Below are 21,772 nucleotides of genomic sequence, written 5' to 3'. Positions count from 1 at the left end.
ATCCGCGTGGAAACTTCTTGGTCTAGGCTGCTCACGTGGACACCGAAAAGCTCTTCGACGATCCGCGACTGACCGCCGTCGGCCTCCTCTACGAGGCGCATGACGGGCTGCTCGCCTGTCTCGAGGCCACCTGGAAGAGCAACGGGCTCTCCGGCCTCGACCTCAACGCCCTGATGCGCCTGAGCCGCTCGCCGGGCCGCAAGCTGCGCATGACCGATCTGGCCACCCAGACCAACCTGTCCACCAGCGGCGTCACCCGGCTGGTGGACAGGTTGGAGCGCAATGGATTCGTCCGGCGTGAGGCAGACCCGCACGACCGCCGCAGCTCCTACGCCGTCCTCACCGCCGCCGGCGCCGCTCGTGTGGCCCGGGTGCTGCCCGCCTACCTCGAGGGTGTGGACAGATGGTTCACCAAACTGCTCACCCCGAAGCAGCTCGCGGACCTCACCGCGAGCCTGCGCATCATCCGTGACGCCACCGTGCCGGGCGCGGCTCAGGTCTCGGAATAGCCGAAACCGGTTCCCGCCTCATCAGTGTCGTCAGACCAGCGTGACAGCGCTACCCGCCGAGCCGATGGGGCTGCCAGTACTCACCGATCGCCGAGAGGGTTTCGTGCACGTTGCGGACGTCGTCTGCCGTGCAAGCGAGGCTAGCCGGCCGCATTGTCAGACACGCCTCAGGTGCCCGTCTGTCCGGCGACGGCGTCGGCGCGGGTCTGTCCGGCGATCGGAGGACTCCTAGGATGGACGGCATGGAGTTCGCCATGCTCATCATCCTGGTCGCCCTGGTGGTGGCGCTGCTGGTCTCCTACCGGCGCAGCCGTGGACCCGGGCACCCACCGGCCGAGCCGGAGTACGGCACCCTGCGCATCACCGGCGTCAGTCCGCGCCCGCAGGCGATGGGCGAGCAGTTCGTGACGATCACCGGCGACCTCAGCGGCCCCTCGGTCTCCCCGACCACGGTCTACCGGCGATTCGTGTGGGACGGGGCACAGTGGCCGCAGATCGGTCAGGACTGGCCGGTGGTCTATCCGGCCGGCAAACCCGATCGTTGGCAGTTGATCGTCTCCAGCGGTCCGGGGCTCGACTCGTGACGACGAGTGGCGGTCGGCGCACGGCCGAGCCCGGTCACGAGAGCGCCGCACACCCGCGCACCGTCCACTCGGGCCCGGCGCTCTCCAGCCCGGCAGAGCGGAGCCCGGCAGAGCGGAGTTCGGCGCACTCGACCCCGGCGCACTCCAGCGTGGCAGACCGGAGCTCGGCAGACAGGAGCCCGGCGCACTCGAGCCCGGCAGCCCGGAGTGCGGCTCGCCCGAGTACGGTTCGTCCGGGTGCGGCGAGCGGGCTCACGGTGCGCACCGCTACCGCGACCGACCACCGCCGCATCGGCGAGCTGACGGTCGCTGTCTACGTCGGCGAAGGCTACGTCTCCCCGGACAGCCCCTACGTCGACGAGCTCGCGGACACCGCCCGCCGAGCGGGTTCTGCCACCCTGCTGGTCGCCGAGCACGAGGGCGAGGTGGTCGGCTCGCTGACCGTTGCCCGTCCCGGCACCCCCTACGCCGATATCGCCCGTCCCGGCGAACTCGAGTTCCGCATGCTGGCGGTCTCGTCCGGTGCCCGCGGCCTCGGCGCGGGAACCGCCTTGGTGCGCACGGTGATCGGACTCGCCCGCGCCGAATCCTTCGGGGCCGTGGTGCTCACCACCATGCCCGCCATGGCCGATGCTCGCCGCCTCTACGACCGGCTCGGCTTCATCCATGCGCCGCAACGGGATTGGGCGACGCCCTCGGGACTGCCGCTCACCGTCATGCGCCTGCCTGTCGACATGGCCGACTGATCCGAATCGGTTCGTGAGCGTCACCGCCGCGATCGCAACCCGCGGGGGCGGCCACGGCCGCCCGCACGAGCGGGAACGATCACCGTCGCCGCCGCCACGTGGTGCCGCTCGAACGGTGCGGTGATCGTGCTTTCGCGGAGGATCGCGGGATGGGACGGCGGCGCCGCACCAGCGCGCAGAAACGCTCGCGCAGCCGATCTGCCCGCGTCGCTTCCGGCTCGACGGGCGACAGCGCCGACTCGGCCGTGGTGGCCTGCGTGAACCGCGCGTGGAGTTGTTCACGGACCTGCTCGGGTGTGTACGCGCGGCGGCGGCGTTCGGCGCGCACCACGATCACACCGGTGGCGACCACACCGGCCGCCCCCGCCAATCCCACTGCCTTCCACCACCTCATACCCCTAGGCTAACGCCATGACGGCTAGGAGCATCAGTCTCGACCGGGCGCTCGACATCACCAGAACCGGCGACATCTGGCTGTTCCGAGGCAGATCCGCCGCCGACCGGGTGATCCGGATGACGACCAACAGCCCGGTCAACCACGTCGGCATGTCGGTGGTCATCGACGACCTGCCCGCTCTGATCTGGCATGCCGAACTCGGCCACTCGCTGACCGACATGTGGACCGGCAGCACGCATCGCGGTGTGCAGTTGCACAATCTGCGCGACGCGGTGCTGGTGTGGGCGCACCGGTACGGGCAGCGCGCGTGGTTGCGCCAGCTGAACGATCCGGTGACGCGCGAGATGGAGGACAGCCTGCTGCGCACCATCGCCCGCCTCGACGGCACCCCGTTCCCCTCGACCGCCGGACTGGCCGGCCGGTGGTTGCGCGGGCGGATCAGGATGCCGCGACGCAGGCGCGCGCGGCCCGATCCCAGGGAACTGGAGAAGGCCTACTGTGCGGAGATCGTCGCCGCCACCTATCAGGCGATGGATCTGCTTCCGGCCCACCGCAGCCCGAACTGGTACGACCCGGGCCGCTTCTGGAGCGGTGACGATCTACAGCTGTCCGGCCGCTACGCGCTCGGCGGGGAGATCGCCGTCGACGTGCCCCCGCCGGACTCGTCGCCGGACCCGTAGCGGCCTGCGGGCCCGTCCGGCCGAGCGGTGGGCGCTCGTCTCCGCGAGCCGTTGCGGCGATCGGCCACAGGGTGCTGAGGACCCTTGTCTGCCAACCGAATTCCGATGGCGTGGTGCGCCATCGGTGTCCGGCGAGCGAATCAGCCGAGGACGGTCGCGACGATGCCGGCGAGGTAACCCAGGCGCGCGACCTCCGACGGGCGGAAGCCCGGCCCGCCGGGGCGGCCGAGCATCAGTACCTTGCCGGTGTTGCCGAGCGGCGCGGCGGCCAGCTTGGTGTCCATGTCGCGCCAGATCTGCGGCACCCAGTCGCCGTCGGGGTCCAGCACGGTGGGCTTCTGTAGCGGCATCCAGGGAGCGGAGGACGCCTGGGTCTGCGGCGCGCTCTGGCTGCCGACGACCCGGTAGGCGCCCTGCGGGCCGGAGTCGAGGATGGTGCTCCAGCCGACCCGCAGCACCCGCGGGATGCCGTCGACCAGGATCTGCAGGCGGTCGTCGCGCGCGCCGGCGACCTGATCGATGAGTTCGAGTTCCCGGTGGGTGTCCAGCACGCCCGAGTACGGGCGGATGGAATCGACGTGGACGTCGGGAATGCCCTCCGCGGCGGTGATGAGCGTGTCGGGCAGCGCGTTGGGCGCCACTTCCACGACCAGATCGTCCACCGCGAAGCCCGCGCCGCGCTCGACCACGTCGAGCGACAGGATGTCCGCTCCGACCGTGCCCAATGCGAGTGCGAGTGCGCCGAGGCTTCCCGGGCGATCCGGAAGTTGCACGCGGAGCAGATAAGACACGCGCATTCCTTTCCTCTGGGCCGAGCCTGCTGCTCGGTTACCCGGGTCAGGCAATATTTACACCCGGAACGGTCGGTTATCGAGTCGAAGCGCGCGGCGTGACGCACGCCACACGGCGGGTTGTCTGATTCGCGGCGTGTCGCTCTCGGTGCGGTGGTGTGTCGTCGGAGGGTGGCGGCGATGACGGGCCGCGGAGCGGGGTCGGTAGGGTATTGCCCGACGGTTCCATGCCCAGCCGTTCCCGACGCTCTCCATGCCGAAAGGGGTTCCGCGGTGCCCGCCATCTCCCGCGACGAGGTAGCACACCTCGCCCGGCTTTCCCGGCTCGCGCTGTCCGACGCCGAACTGGATCAGTTCGCCGGTCAGCTGGATTCGATCCTGAGCCACGTGCGGACCATCTCCGAGGTCGCCGCCGCCGATGTCCCCGCGACCGCCTCGCCCGACCCGGAGACCAATGTGACCCGAGTGGACGCGGTGGTGCCGGGTCTGGCGCCGAACGAGGCGCTCGCCGCCGCCCCCGCCGTCGAGGAGCAGCGCTTCATGGTTCCGCAGATTCTCGGGGAGGGCGAATGATCCACAATCGCGCAGCTGATCGTTCGACCGACGGGGTGCGGGAGCTCCCGCAGGACACAGTGGAGGGCGAATGATCCACAATCGCGCAGCTGATCGTTCGACCGACGGGGTGCGGGAGCTCCCGCAGGACACAGTGGAGGGCGAATGAGCAGCGAACTGACCACCAGCACCGCGGCCGAGCTGGCGCAGCGGATCCACGCCCGCGAGGTGACCTCCGTCGAGGTGACCCAGGCGCATCTGGACCGCATCGCCGCGGTCGACGGGGAGATCAACGCCTTCCTGCACGTCGCCGGTGAGCGCGCGCTCGAGGCCGCCGCCGCGGTGGACGCCGCGCTGGCCGCAGGCGATGCCCCGGCCTCGCCGCTGGCCGGGGTGCCGTTGGCGCTCAAGGACGTCTTCACCACGACCGACATGCCCACCACCTGCGCCTCGAAGATCCTCGAGGGCTGGGTGTCGCCGTACGACGCGACGCTGACCGGCAAGCTGCGGGCCGCAGGCATCCCGATCCTGGGCAAGACCAACATGGACGAGTTCGCGATGGGCTCCTCCACCGAGAACTCCGCCTACGGTCCGACCCGCAACCCGTGGGACACCACCCGTATCCCGGGCGGCTCCGGCGGCGGCTCGGCCGCCGCGCTGGCCTCGCACCAGGCGCCGCTGGCCATCGGCACCGACACCGGCGGCTCCATCCGCCAGCCCGCCGCGGTCACCGCGACCGTCGGCACCAAGCCCACCTACGGCACGGTCTCGCGCTACGGCCTGGTCGCCTGCGCGTCCTCGCTGGATCAAGGCGGCCCCTGCGGTCGCACCGTGCTCGACACCGCGCTGCTGCACGAGGTGATCGCCGGGTACGACCCGCGCGACTCCACCTCCCGCGATGTGCCGATCCCGCCGGTGGTCGAGGCGGCCCGGCAGGGCGCGTCCGGTGATCTGCGCGGGGTGAAGGTCGGCGTGGTCAAGGAGTTGCACTCCGACAGCTACCAGTCCGGCGTGCTGTCCTCCTTCGACGCCGCGGTGGCGGTGCTGAAGGAACTCGGCGCCGAGGTGGTCGAGGTGTCGTGCCCGCACTTCGAGTACGGCCTGCCGTCCTACTACCTGGTCATGCCCTCGGAGGTGTCGTCGAACCTGGCGCGCTTCGACGCCATGCGTTACGGCCTGCGCGTCGGTGACGACGGCACGCGCAGCGCCGAGCAGGTCATGGCGATGACCCGCGCCGCCGGTTTCGGCCCCGAGGTCAAGCGCCGCATCATGATCGGCACCTATGCGCTCTCGGCCGGTTACTACGACGAGTACTACGGCCAGGCGCTCAAGGTCCGCACGCTGATCGCCCGGGACTTCGACTCCGCCTACGAGCAGGTCGACGTGCTGGTCTCGCCGACCAGCCCGTTCACTCCGTGGAAGCTGGGCGAGAAGGTCGACGACCCGCTGGCCATGTACCTGTCGGACCTGTGCACGCTGCCGACGAACCTGGCGGGCCACCCGGCCATGTCGGTGCCGTCCGGCCTGAGCGAGGACGACGGCCTGCCGGTCGGGTTGCAGATCATGGCGCCCGCCTTGGCCGACGACCGGCTCTATCGGGTCGGCGCGGCGTACGAGGCCGCGCGCGGCCCGATCGCCGCAGCGCCGACGGCCTGAGCCCGCGCCCACCCGATCCCGGATCGAGGCGGGGCTCGCTCGCCGAGCCCGCACCGCGCAGGTGCGGGCTCGTTCGTTATGCGGGCCAGGTGAATTCGGGATCGCGGAGGTAGTCGATCCGCCGCTGGTCGAGTGCCATGGTCACCATCTGGTGCGCTCCGGGCCCGATGATCTTGCGCAGCGGCGGATTCGGCATGTCCACCAGCTCGAGCAGGGCCCGTGCGGCGACTTCCGGCGCGGCGTCGATCCATTCGGCGTGCGCCGCGTCCGGCTCGGGTCCGGCCGCCGCCGGTGCGGTCCGGTCTGTCTCGGCCGGATCTGTCGCCGGCGTGGCGACCGCACTCGGTTCCGGGTCGGCTTGCTCATCCGCTGCCGTTGCGGTCGTCCCCTGGGTGCCGACGTGCGTCTCGGGGTAGGTGTCGAGCCCCAGAATGCTTTCGCGCACCGCGTCATAGGCGGGCAACGCGGTGCCGAATCGCATGCTGGACTTGGCCCAGTCGGTGTCGAAGCCACCGAGCTGGGCCAGCGTCACGTGCACGCCGAAGGGGCGCAGTTCGTCGGCCAGCGCCGCGCTGAAACCCTCCAGCGCCCACTTGCTCGCGTTGTACGCGCCGAACAGCGGCAGGCTGCCGACCGCGCCTACCGTGGAGATCTGCACGATGCGTCCGCTCCCACGCTCGCGCATATGCGGGGCGATCGCCTGCGAAACCCACAGTGCGCCGAAGAAATTCACCTCCATCTGCTCGCGCACCTGCGCTTCGGACAGTTCCTCGATCGCGCCGACCAGGCCGTAGCCGGCATTGTCGACCACCACGTCGATGCCGCCCGTGCGAGCGACGGCTGTCCGTACGGTGTCGACAACAGCCGCGCGGTCGCGCACGTCCAACGGCAGCACGATCAGCCGATCGTCGGACAGATCGGCCATGGTCCGCGGATCGCGGGCGGTCGCGACGACCCGGTCGCCCACGCCGAGCGCCGCCACGGTGAAGGCGCGGCCGAGGCCGCGGTTGGCGCCGGTGATGAACCAGGTTCGGGTCATGTCGTCGTCCTTTCGTTGCGAGACGCTGCGTCTCGTTTCGAGAAGAGTGGCATCGGAATACGGACCTGTCAAGACGAGACGTTTCGTCTCGTCTTCCGGTACTCTGGGCCATGTGACCGAATCACCCAGCGCGGCCAGACGAAGCGAACGAGCCAGGGCGGCGATTCTCGCGGCAACCGGCGAGCTCATCGGTGAACTGCCCTACGGAAAACTGACGGTCGAGGCGATCGCGGCGCGGGCGGGCGTCGGGAAGCAGACGATCTATCGCTGGTGGCCGTCCAAGGGGGCGGTGGTCTTCGACGCCATGCGCGACATGGACTCGGGGCCGGACGGTCTCGCGCTCCCCGATACCGGCGACCTGCGCGCCGATGTGCGCCTGCTGCTGCGCGGATCGATCGCCGCTCTCACCGATCCGGTCTTCGAGGGCTTCCTGCGTGCGATGTATATCGAGATCCAGCAGGACGTGACACTCGCGGCGGCCTACCGTGAGCAGCTCCTGCTACCGCAGCGGAGGGCCCTGGCGAATCGCCTGGCCGCGGGCGTCGACTCCGGAGAACTCCGCCCGGGGCTCGATCTCGAGCTGGCCGTGGACCTCCTGCTCGGCCCGATTCAGATGCGCTGGTCGCTGGGGCTCGGCGGCCTCACCGAGGATTACGCCGACGCCGCCTTGGAAGCCGTCTCGGCTTATCTGCTCGCGCGACCGGAATGACGGCGATCGGCCGCTTCGGCGGCGCGGCGACCAGGGTGAGCGGGGTGGCCTCCCAGTCAGTCGGTCCGGACTCTCGGGAGGTCGTGTCGACGGCCGTGGCCTAGCGGGACCGTGTCGGTGGCGCGCGGAGTCCGATCCGGCATCGGACTGCCCGCCTGCCCCGGTCCGGTGGGTCAGCGTGCGCGCAGTGTCTCGGCCTGGCGCTGCACCGCGACGGTCATGCCCTCGAAACCCCGGCGCAGTTGCTTGCCGAGCGCGGCGGCCACGACGGGATGCAACCAGCCCGCGAGTTCGAAGTGTGATGCGTAGCGGGTGCGCTGCGGGGTGACCTCGGTGACGGTGTGACTGCGCAGGCTGTGCAAGGTGCCGAGGGGGACCGGCTTCATGGTGTAGCTGAATTCCCGGCCGGGGGTGTGCGTGCGGACGAACTCGCGCTGGCGCTTGGGTTTCGGGCCGCCGAGGTTCACCACCATGTCGATCGGGGCGCCGGGCACCAGCGTGCTCGAGCACTCGGCGACGAACGGATTCCATTCGCCGTAGCGGGGGAAGTCGGTGATGACTTGCCAGACGACATCGGCGGGGGCATCGATGTACACGGTGGTGTCGACGACGAAGGCCATGCCTGAAATTAGAACATGTTCTAGCTCGCGTCAACCGTGGGTGCCACCGGGAGAGCCGCAATCGCCCAGTCCGGTGCCCTGGTCGGTGCCGTAGCGGTGACCGTGGCCCGCGGGCGCGTCCAGGGCGCCGAGCAGATCGGCGGTGGTCTGGACGAAGGAGAGCAGCGGCAGCCAGCGGGGCAGCGGTGCGTCGTGACGGACGTCGGCCAGGTCGGGTGCGCGCCACAGCAGCGCGGGCGACCAGTGCACCACCGGGTCGGAGCTGTTGGCCAGCACCGTCGCGCCCGCCCGGTGGGCCCGATTCGCCGGTGGTCCCGCCCACAGCACCGCGCAGGTGCGCCGGTCCTGGTCGACCTCGTCGGTGAAGATCCCGCTGCCCCCGTAGGCGCCCAGACTCTGTCCGTAGACGAACAACCGCGGCCTGGGCGTCATGGTCGCGACGCGGTCCTCGATCGCGGTGAACAATGCGCGCGCCGCCTCCACGGCCTGCTCGCGACCGAAGACGAAGCTCACCCAACTGGGGGTGTAGGCGTATTGCAGCCCGACCACGGCCGCGTCCTCGCCGAAACGTTCGGCGATACCGGTCACGGCACCGCCGTCGATCCACCCGGACCCGGTCGGCACCGCGATCACGATATTGCCGCGCGCGAACCCGCCGGAACGTTCCAGTTCGCGGACCGCCAGTGCCACCCGCGTCCGGAGGTCGGGCGCGGAATCCACGCCCACGTACACCCGGATCGGCCCGTCCTGCCCGCCGCCGACGAACCGGCGTCCCTGCCTGCCCAGGCCGGCCGAGTCCACCTCCGATTCCGCGCTCCCGGAGTGCGGGGGCGGAATGTGCGGCGGCGTATCGGGTTCCGGTGCCGCGTTGGCCTCGGCATAGGTCGCCATCCGCCAGTCGACGATGCCCGGCGCCAGCACGAGCCAGCCGACGAGCGCCACCACCACAGCCGCGACGATCGTCGGGCCGGTCCGCAGAGCCGTCAGCGCCCGCCGCGACACCCGCCCCACCGCGACCAGCGTGCCCGCGACCAGCGTCGCCCCGGCCGCGCACCTCGCCCAGTACCACGGGTCGATCGGCGCGACTCCCATCGCCGAGCGCAATCCGTTCTGCCAGTGGCCGGCTCGCCATATCGCTGCGGTGAGCACCACGGCTGTCGCTATCGCGACTCCGGCGCGCCCCGCCTGTCGATCGGTGTCCATTCCGGCCCGGCGCAACGCCCACCCGAGCCCCGCTGCCGCGCCCAGCGCCCCGGCTACCAGCAAGCCGGTCAGAATGGCCTGCGCCCCCGCTGTCCGCGGAAGCAGCCCGGGCGCGAGCGAGGCCGCCACCCCCACGGCGATACCGAGGCAGGTGCCGATCCGGGGCAGCGGAAGACCTGCGCGGTCACGGTGGTGGCGTCGAGCGGTGATACTCACCGGGCCACCGCCTCGACTCGGCCGGGCACTGCGCCCACCACCGGCGAGCCGTACCCCTCGCGGCGGGAATTGAGATCGACGAAGACGCTCGCGACGGACGCCATCACCGCGCATCGCGCGCGGGCCACGGCCTCGGCGCGGGTCGTGCAGGATTCCCGCATCGCGCGCTCCAGTGCGGCGTCGACGGTCTGGCGCGCCCATGGTCCCAGCGGCTCGTCGTGGAGTCGGGCGTAGCGCAGCAGGTCGTAGCCGAGGTCGTGTGCCTTGCAGGCGGTGTCGAACTCGGCGGGCAGCGGGACAGGGGAGGAGCATTCGCCGGTCGGCTTGATCATCACGCCGTCGTAGCGCACCGGCGTGTAGCCGAAGGTCGCCGCGAAATCACCCGGTACCGAGACGGTTCCGGCGTTGCCCCGGCTCAGGGCGGTGACGGCTGCCGATGCGGCCGCGTTCTCGGGGAGCGGGGCGGGCGTCGCGCCAGCGACCGGGAGAACGACCGTGGTGATCGCGGTGACGGTCAGGGCGACGGCGGCAGACGCGGCGAGCCGCCCGCGACGATGGGCCGCACGGTGTTCGGCGGCGATAGGCGTGGTGAGCATGGTGTCCGACGCTATGAACGCCGGTCGCTCCCGGGCGTCCCACCGGGGAGCGGTTCGATGATCACGCGCGTGGGCGGTACGGCGGCGCGACCCCGTACCGGGGTAGGGGGTCGAATTCCCCCGCGGGTACGACGGCGCGCGACGCCCGGTGTTCCTAAGGTCATAGCTATGAACCTCTCCACCGACGCCGACGCCGACCCCGATACCGGCGCGCGCCGCCGGATCCGCGACCGCCTGCGCGCACTGTCCGCGGTGATCTGGCTCGACGTCGCCACGGGCGTGGTGGTGCTGGTGTTCTACATCGTCGCCTGGTCCACGCTGCATGTGACGCACGTGGTGGCCCAGGGAGCGCAGCCGCTGGTCGCCGCGTCGGCGGCGCTGCCGGTATTGCTCGTGCGGGTCAACCCCTCGCTGGGCTGGGCGATATCGGCGGGGTCGGCTCTGGTCATCGCGCTGGCCATTCCGCATCAGCCGGGCAACGAGATGCCGTTCCAGGTCGTGCACGTGCTGTCGCTGATCGTGCTGCTGTTCGCGGTCGGGCTGCTGGCGCCCGCGCGGGTCGTGCTGGTGGCCTGGATCTCGACCGCCATGCTGTTCGGCACCACCATGCCGGGGGAGGGCGACGCGCTGGCCGGCGCGGCGTGGGGGTGGCCGATCGCGCTGACCGTCGTGGTGCTGATCGCCTGGCTGGTGCGCAGGCTGGTGCTCTCGCGCAGGCAGTTGGTGCAACAGGAGGAGTACACCGAGCTGGAGCGGGCGCGGCGGGCCATCCTCGAGGAAAAGGCGCGCATCGCCCGCGATCTGCACGATGTCGTCGCCCACCACATGTCGCTGGTGGTGGTGCAGGCACAGACCGCGCCCTACCGGGTCGAGGGCGTGACACCGGCCGTACGCGCCGAATTCGACTCCATCTCGGTCACCGCGCGCGAGGCACTCAACGAGATCCGGGGGATGCTCGGCGTGTTGCGCAGCGACGGCGTGGCGCCCGAGCATTCTCCTCAGCCGACCGCGCCGGAGGTCGTCGGTCTACTCGAGGGTGCGCGACGCGCGGGCGTGACGATCGAATGGGCGGTCGAAGGCGAGCTGGGCGCGGTCTCCGACATCTGCGGCCTGGCGCTCTACCGGATCGTGCAGGAGGCGCTGTCGAACGCCTCCCGGCACGCGCCCGGGGCCGAGGTGCGGGTGACGATCGACTGCCGGGTGAGCCTGGATCTGCGGGTGCGCAACGCTCCGCCCGCGGCTCGGGCCGGGGCCACGGGCAACGGCGGGCACGGCATCGCGGGGATGCGTGCCAGGGCGCTGGCCGTCGGCGGGGTGCTCGATGCCGAGCCGACCCCGGACGGCGGCTTCGAGGTACGCGCCCGGTTGCCGCTGGCGCCCGGCGCCGAGTCGCCGGTGAGTGGCCTCGCGCCGACGCCTGCCGCGGCGTCGGGAGCCGGTGAGGTCACGGCACGTCGCTGACCATCGCGTCGCGGACGAGAAGAACGCCGTTCCGGTCGGTGGGTGCGGCGGGACGCGCGCGACGCGGCTCCTGCGGATCGTCGCGCGGGCGGCCGGAAGTCGGCGACGGCGGATGCGGACCTATGGTGGGCTGGTGGCAATAACGGTTCTCATCGCCGACGATCAGGCGATGGTGCGGCAGGGGTTCGGGGCGTTGCTGGCCGCCCAATCGGATATCAGCGTGGTCGGTGACGCACCCGACGGCAAGGTGGCGGTCGCCGAGACCAAGCGGTTACGCCCGGACGTGGTGCTGATGGACGTACGCATGCCGGAGATGAACGGCCTGGACGCCGCCCGCGCCATCCTCTCCGCCGGTGGCGACGCACCGACCCGGGTGCTCATGCTGACCACCTTCGACATCGACGACTACGTCTACGAGGCACTGAGCCTGGGCGCCAGCGGGTTCCTGCTCAAGGACGCGCCCGCCGACGAATTGGTGCGGGCGGTGCGGGTGGTGGCGGCAGGGCAGGCGTTGCTCGCGCCGACGGTCACCCGCAGGTTGATCGCGGAGGTGACCCGCAGGCGCGCGGGCACCCGCCGGACCATGCCGGAACTGAGCTCACTCACCCCGCGCGAACGGGAAGTGCTCGAGCTGGTGGCGCGCGGGATGTCCAACGGCGAGATCGCCGAGGCACTGTTCGTCGCCGAGCAGACCGTCAAAACCCATGTGTCCAAGGTCTTCTCGAAGCTGCACCTGCGCGACCGCGCGCAGGCCGTGGTATTGGCCTACGAATCCGGCCTGGTCGTCCCGGGCTGAGCGGTCAACCGGCCGATGCTCGGCAGCGCCGCGATCACCGAGTCCGTGGCCGGGCAGTCGCCGCTGCGGGTCTCGTGCAGATGATCGCCGAGCAGTGCGGCCAGGGTGTCGAGCATCGCGGTGGCCGTGTCGAAGTCGCCGGAGTCGGCTTGCGCAGCCATCGCCACCGCGAGGTAACCGTCGCGGACGGGCACCAGGCCGAACTGGCGGACCAGGTAGACGCCGGTCTCGTCGTCGGGACCCCAGCCGCCCTTGAAGACCGTGCCCGCCAACGAGCCCAGCCCCCAGCGTTGTTCGTCGGTGATCTGCGACATCAGGTCGGTGACGGTGGCTGTCTCCGGCAGGCACGGCAGCTGGGAGGCGAAGCGGACCTGATCGGCGAGCGACCATTCGGTCGCACCGAACTCGTAGTCGTCGATCGGAGTGTGCGGCCACGGTCCGCCCGGCATGGTGTCGTCGGCCTCGTCGAGCACCCGCTGCACCGCCTGCGCCGCGCCGGAGCCCAGCGAGTTCCACAGGGTGCCCGCGGCGTCGTTGTCGGAGTAGGTGATCGCGGCCTCGACGTAGTCGAGCAAGCCGTCGGGGTCGTTGCGCACCGCCGCCACCGCGATCGGCACCTTGATCGTCGACCAGGCCGAGCCCGTGGTCAGATCACCCATGACGGTGGCGCGGCTGCCGCCCACCGGCATGATCGCCAGGCCGATGCGGCCCGGCAGCATCGACTCCACGAGCGTGAAATCCTTTGCCAGCGCTTCGCTTCCGTCGGCGATGGCGGTTCGGGAATCCTCCGGGCGCTCGGTGGCGACCACCGCCACCGGGTCGGCGTCGACCTTGTGAGCCAACAGCCCGCAGGACGCCACCGTCAATACGGTGACTGCGAGCCCCCCGTGAACAGCCGACCGGAACACGGACAACCTTCGAGCCGACCTCACGAACCGCGAACCTCCACACCACCCGCGCGCTATCCGCGGTGGTGGCGAACACACCCCAGCCAACCCGATGCGGCCGGCCGCCGCCTCGGCGCGCACCGCGTGACCACACGTCCGGGACAGTGACGCGACGACGGTGCGCAAGAGATAGTTTTGCCCATCGGCGCGAGAAAATCTAACGGACCGGCGATCGGACCCCGGTCCCGCGCCCGGCGGTAGGCTGACGACCTGGAAGGAAGGGGGTCGCCTTGCTCGAACAGGGTGAGGTGTTCGCGGGTTTCACCGTCGAACGATTGCTCGGCCAGGGCGGCATGGGCTCGGTCTACCTCGCGCGTCATCCCCGCACGGGCAAACGGACCGCGCTGAAGCTGCTCAACCGCGATCTGTTCACCGACCAGCAGGTGCGGGCCCGGTTCGAGCGGGAAGCCGACCTGGTCGCGCAACTCGATCACCCCGGCATCATCGCGGTCTACGACCGCGGTTCGGAGAACGATCAGCTCTGGATTTCGATGCAGTACGTCGACGGCGTCGACGCCGCCTCGGTCAACGCGCTCGCGCTGCCGCCCGAACGCGCCGTGCAGATCATCGAGGGGGTGGCCGACGCGCTGGACTACGCGCACGCGCGCGGCGTGCTGCACCGCGATGTGAAGCCGGCGAACATCCTGCTGGCGCGGGCGGGTAAGGGCAAGGGCGAGCGGGTCTTCCTCAGCGACTTCGGCATCGCCCGCCTGCGTGAGGACACCACTCACCTCACCCAGACCGGCATGTTCACCGCCACGCTGGCCTACGCCTCGCCGGAACAGATGACCGGCGCGCCGCTGGGCAACCGCTCCGACCAGTACTCGCTGGCGTGCACGCTGTACTGGCTGCTCACCGGCGTCGGTCCGTTCGACGCCGACAACCCCGCCGACATCATCCACGGCCACCTCGAGCTGGCGGCCGTTCCGGTCACCCGCCGCCGCCCCGGCCTGAACCCGGCCCTCGACCTGGTGCTCGCCGCGGGCATGGCCAAACTCCCCGAACACCGCTACCGCACCTGCGCGGAATTCGCCGCCGCCGCCCGCACGGCCCTCACCGCGGTCGGCCCGCCCCCGCTGCCCGCACCCCCGCCGCCCGCACCGCCGGTGTATCCGCAGCATGCCCCGGCCCCGCCCGGGTACGGGCCCGTGCCGCCCGGACTGGCGCCGCCGGTCGCCCCGGTGCCGCGCGTCGTCCGATACCAGGTGCCGCCGCCACCTGTCGCCCCAGCGCAGGCGCCGCCACCTGTCCAGGCGCCGATCCCGGCCGATCCGAAACCCTTCGGCGAGAGTGCTTCTCCCGCGGAGCGGGTCAGTCTGGTGAAGGGCACCCCGAGCCGGGGGTCGGGTGAGGCCGGGGGAGCCGGACCCGTCGCGCCCGGCGGTCAGCCCACCGACGGGGCGCCGCGGCAATCGGCCGAGCCGAATATCGAAGCGGTGGAACAGCATCCAGCGGGCGCATCCCCTAGCGGCGGCGTGCCGCCGCGCTTCGACCCGAGTGGGGGGCATCCGCCCGGCGGGTACGGCCCGGGGCCGGTGCAGCAGGCGTACCCGCCGAACCCCGGTGAGCGGCCACGGCCTTCGTTTGCTGTCCGGGGGGCATGGATCGCGCCGGTGATCCTCGGGGTGGTGGCCGTGCTGGCGCTGGTCGTCGGTGTGGTCGTGGTGGTGCAGATGCGCACGGACCCTGCCGCCGCACCGTCGCCCGAGGCGGCCGCGACGCCCACGACGACACCCAGTCGGAGCGTCACCTCCGATCCGTTCATGATGAGTCGCAAGGTTTTCTCGGGATTGCTTCCTCAGGGCAGCGACACCGAGGGGCCGGGGTACGGGGCGACGACCTGTCATGCCCACCGGCGCGAGGAGACCCTACGGATCGACGAGCCGACGCTGAGTTCGGGGCCATGGCTGATCGCCTGGGAGTGCCTCGCCTCCGCGGGCAGCGAGCGGTCGATGGATTACGTGATCCTGCACTACGATTCGCCGCGCGTGGTGGGCGAGGTCGTCGCGGACCTGCCCGCCGCGATCGAGTCGGTCGGCCGCAAGGACGGCGAGCCGGTCACTCAGCGGGTCTGGGTGGAGGCCGACTCGCGGCAGGCGCTCGTCCACACCGCCAATCTCGCGGTCACCTTTCCCGCCGATTCCCCGCGTGGGTCCTACCTGCTCTACGCGACCCATACCGGCGCGTCCCGGCATCCGCTGGCCCCGCTGCCCTCGGCCGACGAACAACTCGTCGCCTGGTGGGCGGACGCACCGGTCTGAACGCCCGCCTCGGGAACAACCCGCCCTCGACAACGCCGACCCCGCCTGGTCCCGAGGTGGTTCGCCTGGTCTCCCGTCCGCCGGTGCGAGCGGTGACCGGCGTCGCCACCTCCCCGGGCGCGAGGCCCGCGACAGTCCCGAGCACGGATCCGATCTCCTCGGCGGGCATCGCCCTGCGACGATCCCGGCAGGCTCCGGATCAGTCGATCGCCAGCGCCTGCACGATCGGCATTCGCGCCGCCCTGATCGCGGGCGGAATCGACCCGAGCAGTGCGAGCAACAGGGCGGCCAAGCCGTAGACCAGCAGCACGGGGCTGGGGGAATAGGCGATGTCGACCGTCACCGCATGGCCGATGGCCACGTCGGCGAGATATTGCACGGCCGCGCCGACGACCAGACCGATCAACGCGCCGATCACCCCGATCCCGGCCGCTTCGGCCAGCACCGAGCGCAGCAGGAACCGGCGTCCGGTGCCGATCGCCCGGAGCACGCCGAGTTCGCGGCGGCGTTCGAGTACCGAGAGCATCAGGGTGTTCAGCAGAGCCACCGTGGCCACCAGGACCACGATCCACAGGATGGACCGGCTCATGGCCGAACCCTGGCGCAGGCTCGACGAGATCGCCGTGACCACGTCGTCGCCGGTGTCGACGTGATAGCCCGCGGGCACCACCGCGCGGATCGCGGCCCGCACGTCGGCGAGGTCGGCGCCGGGAGCCACGTCGACGGCGATCAACGTCTCGCCGGGGCGCCCGTACCAGTCACGCATGTGGTCGAGATCCATCATGACCACGCCCGCGACCGCCGACATGTACGGGATCACCTGCAGTACTTCGACATCGCGCGGACCGGACGGGGTGTTCAGGGTGAGCGTGTCGCCGGTGCGCACGCCCTGCGAGCGCGCGACGTCGCGGGAGATCACCACGCCGTCGCCGCTGTCCATGCGGGGCAGCAGCGAGCGGTCGACGCCGCCCACCCGGACCTCACCGCGCTCGGTCGGATAGCCCTGCAGCATGACCCGGCCCGCACCCACGGTCGCGAACGCCATCTGCGCGGGGTCGGCGGCCGCCACGCCGGGCAGGCCGGCGATCTTCTCGCGCATGTCGCCGGGCAGCAGCGGTCCGGTCGGGAACTTCTCCATCGAGCCAGCGCTGACATAGAGGTCGGTCTTCGCCAGGTCGGCGAAACTCCCGGTGGCGGAATCGACCATGTCCTGCGCGGCGCCGCCGATCGAGACCGTCGCGGCGACGCCGATCATGACCGTCATCGCGGTCGCCCACACCCGGCGCGGTGCGCGTTCGAGCGTGGTCGCGCCCAGGGTGCCCGGTCCGCCGAAGATCCGGGCGATCGCGCCCGCCCCGCGCACGATGGGGCCGGTGGCGGCGAAACAGATCAGCACCGAGGCGAGGAAAGCCGTCGAGATGGCGGCCAGCGAGAGCCTGCCGAGATCGGCGTAGGCGGTCGCGATCGCCACGACGGTCAGCGCCAGGCCCGCCCCGCCGGCGACCCACCGGGTCACCGGCGACGCGGTGTCGCCGCTGCCCGCGCCCACCGGCACGAGTGCCTCGACCGGAGCCACCTTGTACACCTGACGCGCGGCCAGCGCCGCGGCCCCCACACTGGCCAGCACGCAGGCCGCCACGGCGAGCGGCACCGCGTAGCCGGGCACCAGGTATTCGGTGCGCGCCTCCACCGACTGCACCAGCGCGGCGGGCAGCAGGTCGATGGTCAACCGGCCGGTGAACAGGCCGATCACCGCGCCGACCGCGCCGCCGAGCAGGCCGAGCAGCGCGGCTTCGGCGAGCAGGTCACGGACCGTCGGCCCGCGCCGCGCGCCGATCGCGCGCACCAGCGACAGCGTCGGTCTGCGCTGGGCCACCGCCATGCTCATCGCGTTGTAGATGAGGAACGCCGAGACGATCAGCGCGGCCGCCGCCGACATCAGCGTCGAATAGCGCACGATCTGGATCGCGCCGCCCGCCTGAGCCGTGCGCAGATCCGGATCGGCCACCACCGCGCGGCCGCCGACCGCGGAGACGAGCGCGGTCCGCAACTCCTCGACGTCGGCGCCGTCGGCGGCGACGATCTGGACCGAATCCAGCCTGCCCGCGCGATCGGCGAGCCGTTGCGCCAGCGGCAACGGCGCGGCCACGACATGCCCGCCGTTCAGCTTGCCGGAGGTCTCGGCGTCGAGCACACCGGCGACGGTGACGGTGTCGCCGCCGAGCGGGAAACGCTCGCCCTGCGCGTGGCCCATCGCGGCCCCGACCAGTACCCCGTTGGGAGTGCTGAGCAGCGCCGTCGCCTGCGCGCCCATCGGCCCGGCCAGCTCGCTGCCCAGCGCGGAGACCGACGCGTCGGCGCCGAGCAGCAGCGCACGGTCATCGCCCGTCCCGATCTGGGCGCGCAGCATCGGCACCGCGTGCTCGACACCGGGTGTCGCGGCGATGACGGGCAGGAGGGTCTGTTCGAACCCGGCGTCGGTGATGCCGGTGACCTCGAGGACGGCGTCGCCGCCGAGCGCCTCCGTGAGCCGTTCGACCGATCCGGTCACCGACCCGGAGATGCTCAGCACAGACACCAGCAGACCGGCGGACACACCCATCACGGTCAGCGACATGAGGGTGCGGCCGGGATGATCGAGCAGCTCACGAATGTTGAACAGTCGCAGCCGATCCCACGCGGCGCCGATCATGCGCGCACCGTGCCCGGGTCGGCGGCGCCGGAAGCCGCGTGGCGTCCGGTGCGCTCGATGGAACCGATGCGGCCGTCGCACAGGGTGATCACCCGGTCGCAGTACCGCACCGCACCGAGATCGTGGGTGACCATGACGATCGAATTGCCCTCGCGCGCCAGCTCACCCAGCAGTTCGAGGATGGCCGCGCCGGTCGCCGAATCCAGGTTGCCGGTCGGCTCGTCGGCCAGGATGAGCGGCGGGTTCATGATCAGCGCCCGCGCCACCGCCACCCGCTGCATCTGGCCGCCGGACAGTTCGGCGGGCCGGTGCCCGGCCCGGTCGGCCAGCCCCACGCGCTCGAGCAGTTCCAGCGCGCGTGGCTTGGCCTTGCGTAACCCGATGCCGTCCAGCAACTTCGGGATGGCGACGTTCTCCCAGGCGGTCAGCGTCGGCAGCAGGTTGAAGAACTGGAACACGAAACCGACCCGGTGGCGCCGGAATTCGGCCTGCCGCTCCTCCGGCAGCGCGCCGATCTCCTCGCCCTGGAACGTGATCGAACCGGAGTCGGGGTTGTCGAGTGCGCCGAGCAGGTGCAGCAGGGTGCTCTTGCCGGAACCGGACGGACCGATGATCGAGGTGAACTCGCCGGGCTCGATCCGCAGATCCACACCGTCGAGCGCGCGCACGGTCTGCCTGCCGACGCGGTACTCCTTGGTGATACCCGACAGTTCCAGCATGGCCGGTTCCGACATGGGATGAATCCCCCTCCGTAGTTGGGATCAGCGCGCGGGCGCCAGGGAAGCGAGGTTGCGGCGAACATACTGTGCATCCAGCAGCGCCCGCAGTTCGGGTTGTTCGGCGCACAACTCCCGATACATCTCCTCGGCCGTCCGGCCCTGCGCGGTACCCAGTTCGATCTTGACGTCCAAGTGGTTGCGCCAGCGGTAGCCGAGGGTGAGCAGCAGGCCCTCGACTCCGCCGAAGAGCCGGTCCAGATCCGGCAGCCCGTCGAAGAGGCCGGGGTCGTCCGGGTCGATCGCGGCGCGGGCGAGAACGGTGCGCACCAGTTCGGTGCGCGCGTGCTGATCGGTCCAGGTCATCTCGATCCCCTCCGGTGATGCCCCGTGGTCGGTGATGTCGCAGTGGGGCTGACCGGATCGACGCTACGGGCCCGAGCCGTCTCGATCGTCGTGCCGGGGCACCGAATCCGCCTCCTACCGTGGTAGGACGAGTGGACCGCTTCCGGCACGATGTGGCGGGTGTTCGCCCGCGGCTAACCTGAACCCATGGATGTGCTGCGGACCACAGCGGATGGGATACGTCCCGCTGTGCCGTTCCGCGTCAGCGGCAGCGTCGGGGCCCGGCTCGCGGCCTTCGTACGGCATCCGATCGAGGTGTCGCGCCGCAATCTCGAGGAGCTGCCCTTCGACTACCCGCCCGCGGTGCTGTTGTCCGCGGATCTGGCGCTGCTGGTGATCAGTGTGATCGCCGTCGGGCAACGCCACGAGTACTTCGCGACCCTGGTGCCGCTGCTGGCGCTGGTGGTCGTGCATCTGCCGGTGCCGCTGTTCTGCCTGCTCGGGGTGACGCCCCGGCCGATCCTGCTGGCCGGCGGCGCGATGATCGCCACGGCCCTGTTCCTGCTGCAACCGGTGCCCTCGGATTTCGCGCCCTTCGTGCTGGTGCTCACGGTCGGCGAGGTCGCCGCCATCGCGCCGAAACGCTACAGCGCGTTGTTCGCGGCCGTCGCGATCGCGGAACTGGTCGCGTTCGACCTCGGCGGGCGGCTGGCATGGAGCGGCAGCGGCGAGCCGCTGCAGGGAGTGCTCATGTACACCGCGGGGGTGGCGCTCGGGTGGATGGTCGGGGTGATGCTGCGTTACCAGCGGCACTTCCTCTACCAGGAGCGCGAGAGCCAGTCGATCCGCGCCGCGCAGGCCGCCGAAGAGGAACGCCGTCGCATCGCCCGCGAGGTGCACGATGTGATCGCGCATTCGCTCAGTGTCACCCTGCTGCATCTGACCGCCGCCAGGCATGCCCTGCAGACCGACCGCGACGTGGACGAGGCGGTGGAAGCGCTGGTCGACGCCGAACGTCTCGGCAGGCAGGCGATGGCCGATATCCGCCGCACCGTCGGGCTGCTCGGTGAGCGGCGTACCAGCCATCTGCCCGAGCCCGGCGTCCGCGACCTGCCCGACCTGGTCGCCGACTTCGCCAAGGCCGGGCTGCGCATCGACCACGTCCGGCTCGACGACCACCTGGACGCGGTGTCGGCGGCGGTCGGGCTGGCGCTCTACCGGATCGGACAGGAGTCGCTGGCGAACGTGGTCAAGCACGCACCCGACGCGGCGGTCGCCGTCGAACTGCGGGTGCGCGCGGGCGCGGCGACGCTGCGGGTCGACAACACCCTGTCCGCCGGTCCGGCGGTGGATCGCGGCGGCGGGATGGGGCTGGCCGGTATGCGGCAACGAGCCGATCTGCTGGGCGGAGAACTGTGCGCGGGCCCGACGGACGAGGGCTGGTCGGTACGCGCTCGGTTCCCACTGAACGCGGCCGCGCGGGCGTCGGCGTGTCGCGTCGCGACGTCCTACGGCGGATTCGCGGCGCAGACCGGGGAGAACGAGTGACGACAGGGACGAACGAACCGGGGAACTCGGTGACAGTGCTCGTCGTCGACGACCAGGAACTGGTACGCGGCGGGCTGCGGCGCATCCTGCGCAGGCGCGACGGCTTCGAGGTGCACGAATGCGCGGACGGTGACGAGGTGCCCGCCGCCGTCGCCGCGACCGTGCCCGACGTGGTGCTGATGGATCTGCGGATGAAACGCGTCGGCGGCATCGACGCCACCCGCAGGCTCCGCCTGGTCGCCGAGGCTCCGCCGGTGCTGGTGCTCACCACCTTCGACGACGACCAGCTGCTGTCCGGGGCGCTGCGCGCCGGAGCGGCGGGCTTCCTGCTCAAGGACTCACCGGCCGAGGATCTGATCCGCGCGGTCCGCACGGTTGCCGGGGGTGGCGCGTGGCTGGATCCCGCGGTCACCGAGCGTGTGCTGAGCGCCTACCGAACGGTGCGTCCTTCCCCCTCCCGGGCGAACGACCGGCTGGCCGAACTCACCGCCCGCGAGTACGAAGTGCTCGAGCTGATCGGCCGGGGCCGGGTCAACGCGGAGATCGCCGGTGAGCTCGGGATCTCCGAGGTCACCGTGAAAAGCCATGTGGGCCACATCTTCGGCAAGCTCGACCTGCGTGACCGGGCCGCTGCCATTGTCTTCGCGTTTGACCACGGGGTGGTTTCACCTGGAGAATCCATGGCCTGAGGGGCGGCGCAAGCCCTTG

General features: G+C 71.1%; 22 protein-coding genes. 12 read left to right on the top strand and 10 right to left on the bottom strand.

Going from position 1 to position 21,772, the window contains the following annotated elements:
- Window positions 1-35: 35 nt before the first annotated feature.
- The 3 genes from IU449_RS09820 (at window position 36) to IU449_RS09810 (ending at window position 1,839) form a co-directional block, all read left to right on the top strand.
- On the top strand, window positions 36-509 hold the full coding sequence (locus IU449_RS09820) for a MarR family winged helix-turn-helix transcriptional regulator (RefSeq protein ID WP_195001530.1): 474 nt from the start codon (window positions 36-38) through the stop codon (window positions 507-509).
- Window positions 510-751: 242 nt separating this feature from the next.
- A complete protein-coding gene (locus IU449_RS09815) occupies window positions 752-1,093 on the top strand; it encodes a hypothetical protein (RefSeq protein WP_324188155.1) in 342 nt (113 codons plus the stop codon).
- A gap of 257 nt (window positions 1,094-1,350) precedes the next feature.
- Complete coding sequence (locus tag IU449_RS09810) at window positions 1,351-1,839, top strand: GNAT family N-acetyltransferase (protein WP_195001528.1); 489 nt, start codon at window positions 1,351-1,353, stop codon at window positions 1,837-1,839.
- A 79-nt stretch (window positions 1,840-1,918) separates the two neighbouring features.
- Here IU449_RS09810 and IU449_RS09805 read toward each other — a convergent pair whose 3' ends face one another.
- Window positions 1,919-2,233 (bottom strand): hypothetical protein, encoded by a 315-nt coding sequence (locus tag IU449_RS09805; protein ID WP_195002580.1) that lies wholly within the window; start codon window positions 2,231-2,233, stop codon window positions 1,919-1,921.
- 17 nt (window positions 2,234-2,250) lie between these two features.
- Between IU449_RS09805 and IU449_RS09800 the strand changes: the two genes are divergently transcribed.
- Window positions 2,251-2,916, top strand: coding sequence for a hypothetical protein (locus IU449_RS09800; protein ID WP_195001527.1), 666 nt, complete (start codon window positions 2,251-2,253; stop codon window positions 2,914-2,916).
- Window positions 2,917-3,056: 140 nt separating this feature from the next.
- On the opposite strand, the gene IU449_RS09795 is transcribed toward IU449_RS09800, so the two are convergent.
- Entirely contained in the window at window positions 3,057-3,707 is a 651-nt protein-coding gene (locus IU449_RS09795) for an amino acid-binding protein (RefSeq protein WP_195001526.1), read from the bottom strand.
- Window positions 3,708-3,980: 273 nt separating this feature from the next.
- Between IU449_RS09795 and gatC the strand changes: the two genes are divergently transcribed.
- Both gatC and gatA read left to right on the top strand, forming a co-directional pair.
- Window positions 3,981-4,280 carry an Asp-tRNA(Asn)/Glu-tRNA(Gln) amidotransferase subunit GatC gene (gatC, locus tag IU449_RS09790; RefSeq protein WP_195001525.1) on the top strand — a complete coding sequence of 100 codons (300 nt, stop codon included), beginning with the start codon at window positions 3,981-3,983 and terminating at the stop codon, window positions 4,278-4,280.
- 144 nt (window positions 4,281-4,424) lie between these two features.
- Window positions 4,425-5,915 (top strand): Asp-tRNA(Asn)/Glu-tRNA(Gln) amidotransferase subunit GatA, encoded by a 1,491-nt coding sequence (gene gatA / locus IU449_RS09785; RefSeq protein WP_195001524.1) that lies wholly within the window; start codon window positions 4,425-4,427, stop codon window positions 5,913-5,915.
- 76 nt (window positions 5,916-5,991) lie between these two features.
- Here gatA and IU449_RS09780 read toward each other — a convergent pair whose 3' ends face one another.
- Window positions 5,992-6,954, bottom strand: a complete 963-nt coding sequence (locus tag IU449_RS09780) for an SDR family NAD(P)-dependent oxidoreductase (protein WP_195001523.1) — start codon at window positions 6,952-6,954, stop codon at window positions 5,992-5,994.
- Between the two features lie 112 nt (window positions 6,955-7,066).
- Here IU449_RS09780 and IU449_RS09775 point away from each other — a divergent pair, with 112 nt between their 5' ends.
- Window positions 7,067-7,663 (top strand): TetR/AcrR family transcriptional regulator, encoded by a 597-nt coding sequence (locus tag IU449_RS09775; protein ID WP_324188154.1) that lies wholly within the window; start codon window positions 7,067-7,069, stop codon window positions 7,661-7,663.
- Window positions 7,664-7,836: 173 nt separating this feature from the next.
- Here the strand turns inward: IU449_RS09775 and IU449_RS09770 are convergent, their stop codons facing one another.
- From IU449_RS09770 to IU449_RS09760, 3 genes are read right to left on the bottom strand one after another with little or no spacing between them, the layout of a single operon-like run.
- The gene (locus IU449_RS09770) at window positions 7,837-8,283 is read right to left on the bottom strand and encodes an SRPBCC domain-containing protein (RefSeq protein ID WP_195001521.1); all 447 of its coding nucleotides are present in this window, start codon (window positions 8,281-8,283) and stop codon (window positions 7,837-7,839) included.
- A 30-nt stretch (window positions 8,284-8,313) separates the two neighbouring features.
- Complete coding sequence (locus tag IU449_RS09765; protein ID WP_324188153.1) at window positions 8,314-9,702, bottom strand: alpha/beta-hydrolase family protein; 1,389 nt, start codon at window positions 9,700-9,702, stop codon at window positions 8,314-8,316.
- Entirely contained in the window at window positions 9,699-10,298 is a 600-nt protein-coding gene (locus tag IU449_RS09760; protein ID WP_195001519.1) for a hypothetical protein, read from the bottom strand. The genes IU449_RS09765 and IU449_RS09760 overlap by 4 nt, the downstream gene beginning before the upstream one ends.
- A gap of 168 nt (window positions 10,299-10,466) precedes the next feature.
- Between IU449_RS09760 and IU449_RS09755 the strand changes: the two genes are divergently transcribed.
- Window positions 10,467-11,759, top strand: coding sequence for a sensor histidine kinase (locus IU449_RS09755; RefSeq protein WP_195001518.1), 1,293 nt, complete (start codon window positions 10,467-10,469; stop codon window positions 11,757-11,759).
- A 133-nt stretch (window positions 11,760-11,892) separates the two neighbouring features.
- Window positions 11,893-12,555, top strand: a complete 663-nt coding sequence (locus IU449_RS09750; RefSeq protein WP_195001517.1) for a response regulator — start codon at window positions 11,893-11,895, stop codon at window positions 12,553-12,555.
- On the opposite strand, the gene IU449_RS09745 is transcribed toward IU449_RS09750, so the two are convergent.
- The gene (locus IU449_RS09745) at window positions 12,525-13,397 is read right to left on the bottom strand and encodes a hypothetical protein (protein WP_195001516.1); all 873 of its coding nucleotides are present in this window, start codon (window positions 13,395-13,397) and stop codon (window positions 12,525-12,527) included. The two genes, IU449_RS09750 and IU449_RS09745, sit on opposite strands and share 31 nt — an antisense overlap.
- Window positions 13,398-13,732: 335 nt before the next feature.
- On the opposite strand from IU449_RS09745, the gene IU449_RS09740 reads away from it, so the two are divergent.
- The gene (locus IU449_RS09740) at window positions 13,733-15,763 is read left to right on the top strand and encodes a serine/threonine-protein kinase (RefSeq protein WP_195001515.1); all 2,031 of its coding nucleotides are present in this window, start codon (window positions 13,733-13,735) and stop codon (window positions 15,761-15,763) included.
- Window positions 15,764-15,962: 199 nt separating this feature from the next.
- Here the strand turns inward: IU449_RS09740 and IU449_RS09735 are convergent, their stop codons facing one another.
- From IU449_RS09735 to IU449_RS09725, 3 genes are read right to left on the bottom strand one after another with little or no spacing between them, the layout of a single operon-like run.
- Window positions 15,963-18,455, bottom strand: coding sequence for an FtsX-like permease family protein (locus IU449_RS09735; RefSeq protein ID WP_195001514.1), 2,493 nt, complete (start codon window positions 18,453-18,455; stop codon window positions 15,963-15,965).
- Entirely contained in the window at window positions 18,452-19,189 is a 738-nt protein-coding gene (locus IU449_RS09730) for an ABC transporter ATP-binding protein (RefSeq protein ID WP_195001513.1), read from the bottom strand. The genes IU449_RS09735 and IU449_RS09730 overlap by 4 nt, the downstream gene beginning before the upstream one ends.
- A 27-nt stretch (window positions 19,190-19,216) precedes the next feature.
- Complete coding sequence (locus IU449_RS09725) at window positions 19,217-19,537, bottom strand: hypothetical protein (protein ID WP_195001512.1); 321 nt, start codon at window positions 19,535-19,537, stop codon at window positions 19,217-19,219.
- Between the two features lie 186 nt (window positions 19,538-19,723).
- On the opposite strand from IU449_RS09725, the gene IU449_RS09720 reads away from it, so the two are divergent.
- On the top strand, window positions 19,724-21,064 hold the full coding sequence (locus IU449_RS09720; RefSeq protein WP_195001511.1) for a sensor histidine kinase: 1,341 nt from the start codon (window positions 19,724-19,726) through the stop codon (window positions 21,062-21,064).
- A gap of 35 nt (window positions 21,065-21,099) precedes the next feature.
- Window positions 21,100-21,753 (top strand): response regulator, encoded by a 654-nt coding sequence (locus IU449_RS09715; protein WP_195002451.1) that lies wholly within the window; start codon window positions 21,100-21,102, stop codon window positions 21,751-21,753.
- The last annotated feature ends 19 nt before the right edge of the window (window positions 21,754-21,772 follow it).

Source organism: Nocardia higoensis (assembly GCF_015477835.1).
Lineage (GTDB): Bacteria > Actinomycetota > Actinomycetes > Mycobacteriales > Mycobacteriaceae > Nocardia > Nocardia higoensis_A.
Note: the sequence above shows the minus strand (reverse complement) of the source record. Positions and strands in the feature narration are given on the sequence as shown.

Coding starts and splice junctions, on each gene's coding strand:
- IU449_RS09815 (WP_324188155.1), top strand. CDS start 752: ATGGAGTTCGCCATGCTCATCATCCTGGTCGCCCTGGTGGTGGCGCTG.
- IU449_RS09805 (WP_195002580.1), bottom strand. CDS start 2,233: ATGAGGTGGTGGAAGGCAGTGGGATTGGCGGGGGCGGCCGGTGTGGTC.
- IU449_RS09800 (WP_195001527.1), top strand. CDS start 2,251: ATGACGGCTAGGAGCATCAGTCTCGACCGGGCGCTCGACATCACCAGA.
- gatA (WP_195001524.1), top strand. CDS start 4,425: ATGAGCAGCGAACTGACCACCAGCACCGCGGCCGAGCTGGCGCAGCGG.
- IU449_RS09780 (WP_195001523.1), bottom strand. CDS start 6,954: ATGACCCGAACCTGGTTCATCACCGGCGCCAACCGCGGCCTCGGCCGC.
- IU449_RS09770 (WP_195001521.1), bottom strand. CDS start 8,283: ATGGCCTTCGTCGTCGACACCACCGTGTACATCGATGCCCCCGCCGAT.
- IU449_RS09760 (WP_195001519.1), bottom strand. CDS start 10,298: ATGCTCACCACGCCTATCGCCGCCGAACACCGTGCGGCCCATCGTCGC.
- IU449_RS09755 (WP_195001518.1), top strand. CDS start 10,467: ATGAACCTCTCCACCGACGCCGACGCCGACCCCGATACCGGCGCGCGC.
- IU449_RS09735 (WP_195001514.1), bottom strand. CDS start 18,455: ATGATCGGCGCCGCGTGGGATCGGCTGCGACTGTTCAACATTCGTGAG.
- IU449_RS09730 (WP_195001513.1), bottom strand. CDS start 19,189: ATGTCGGAACCGGCCATGCTGGAACTGTCGGGTATCACCAAGGAGTAC.
- IU449_RS09725 (WP_195001512.1), bottom strand. CDS start 19,537: ATGACCTGGACCGATCAGCACGCGCGCACCGAACTGGTGCGCACCGTT.
- IU449_RS09720 (WP_195001511.1), top strand. CDS start 19,724: ATGGATGTGCTGCGGACCACAGCGGATGGGATACGTCCCGCTGTGCCG.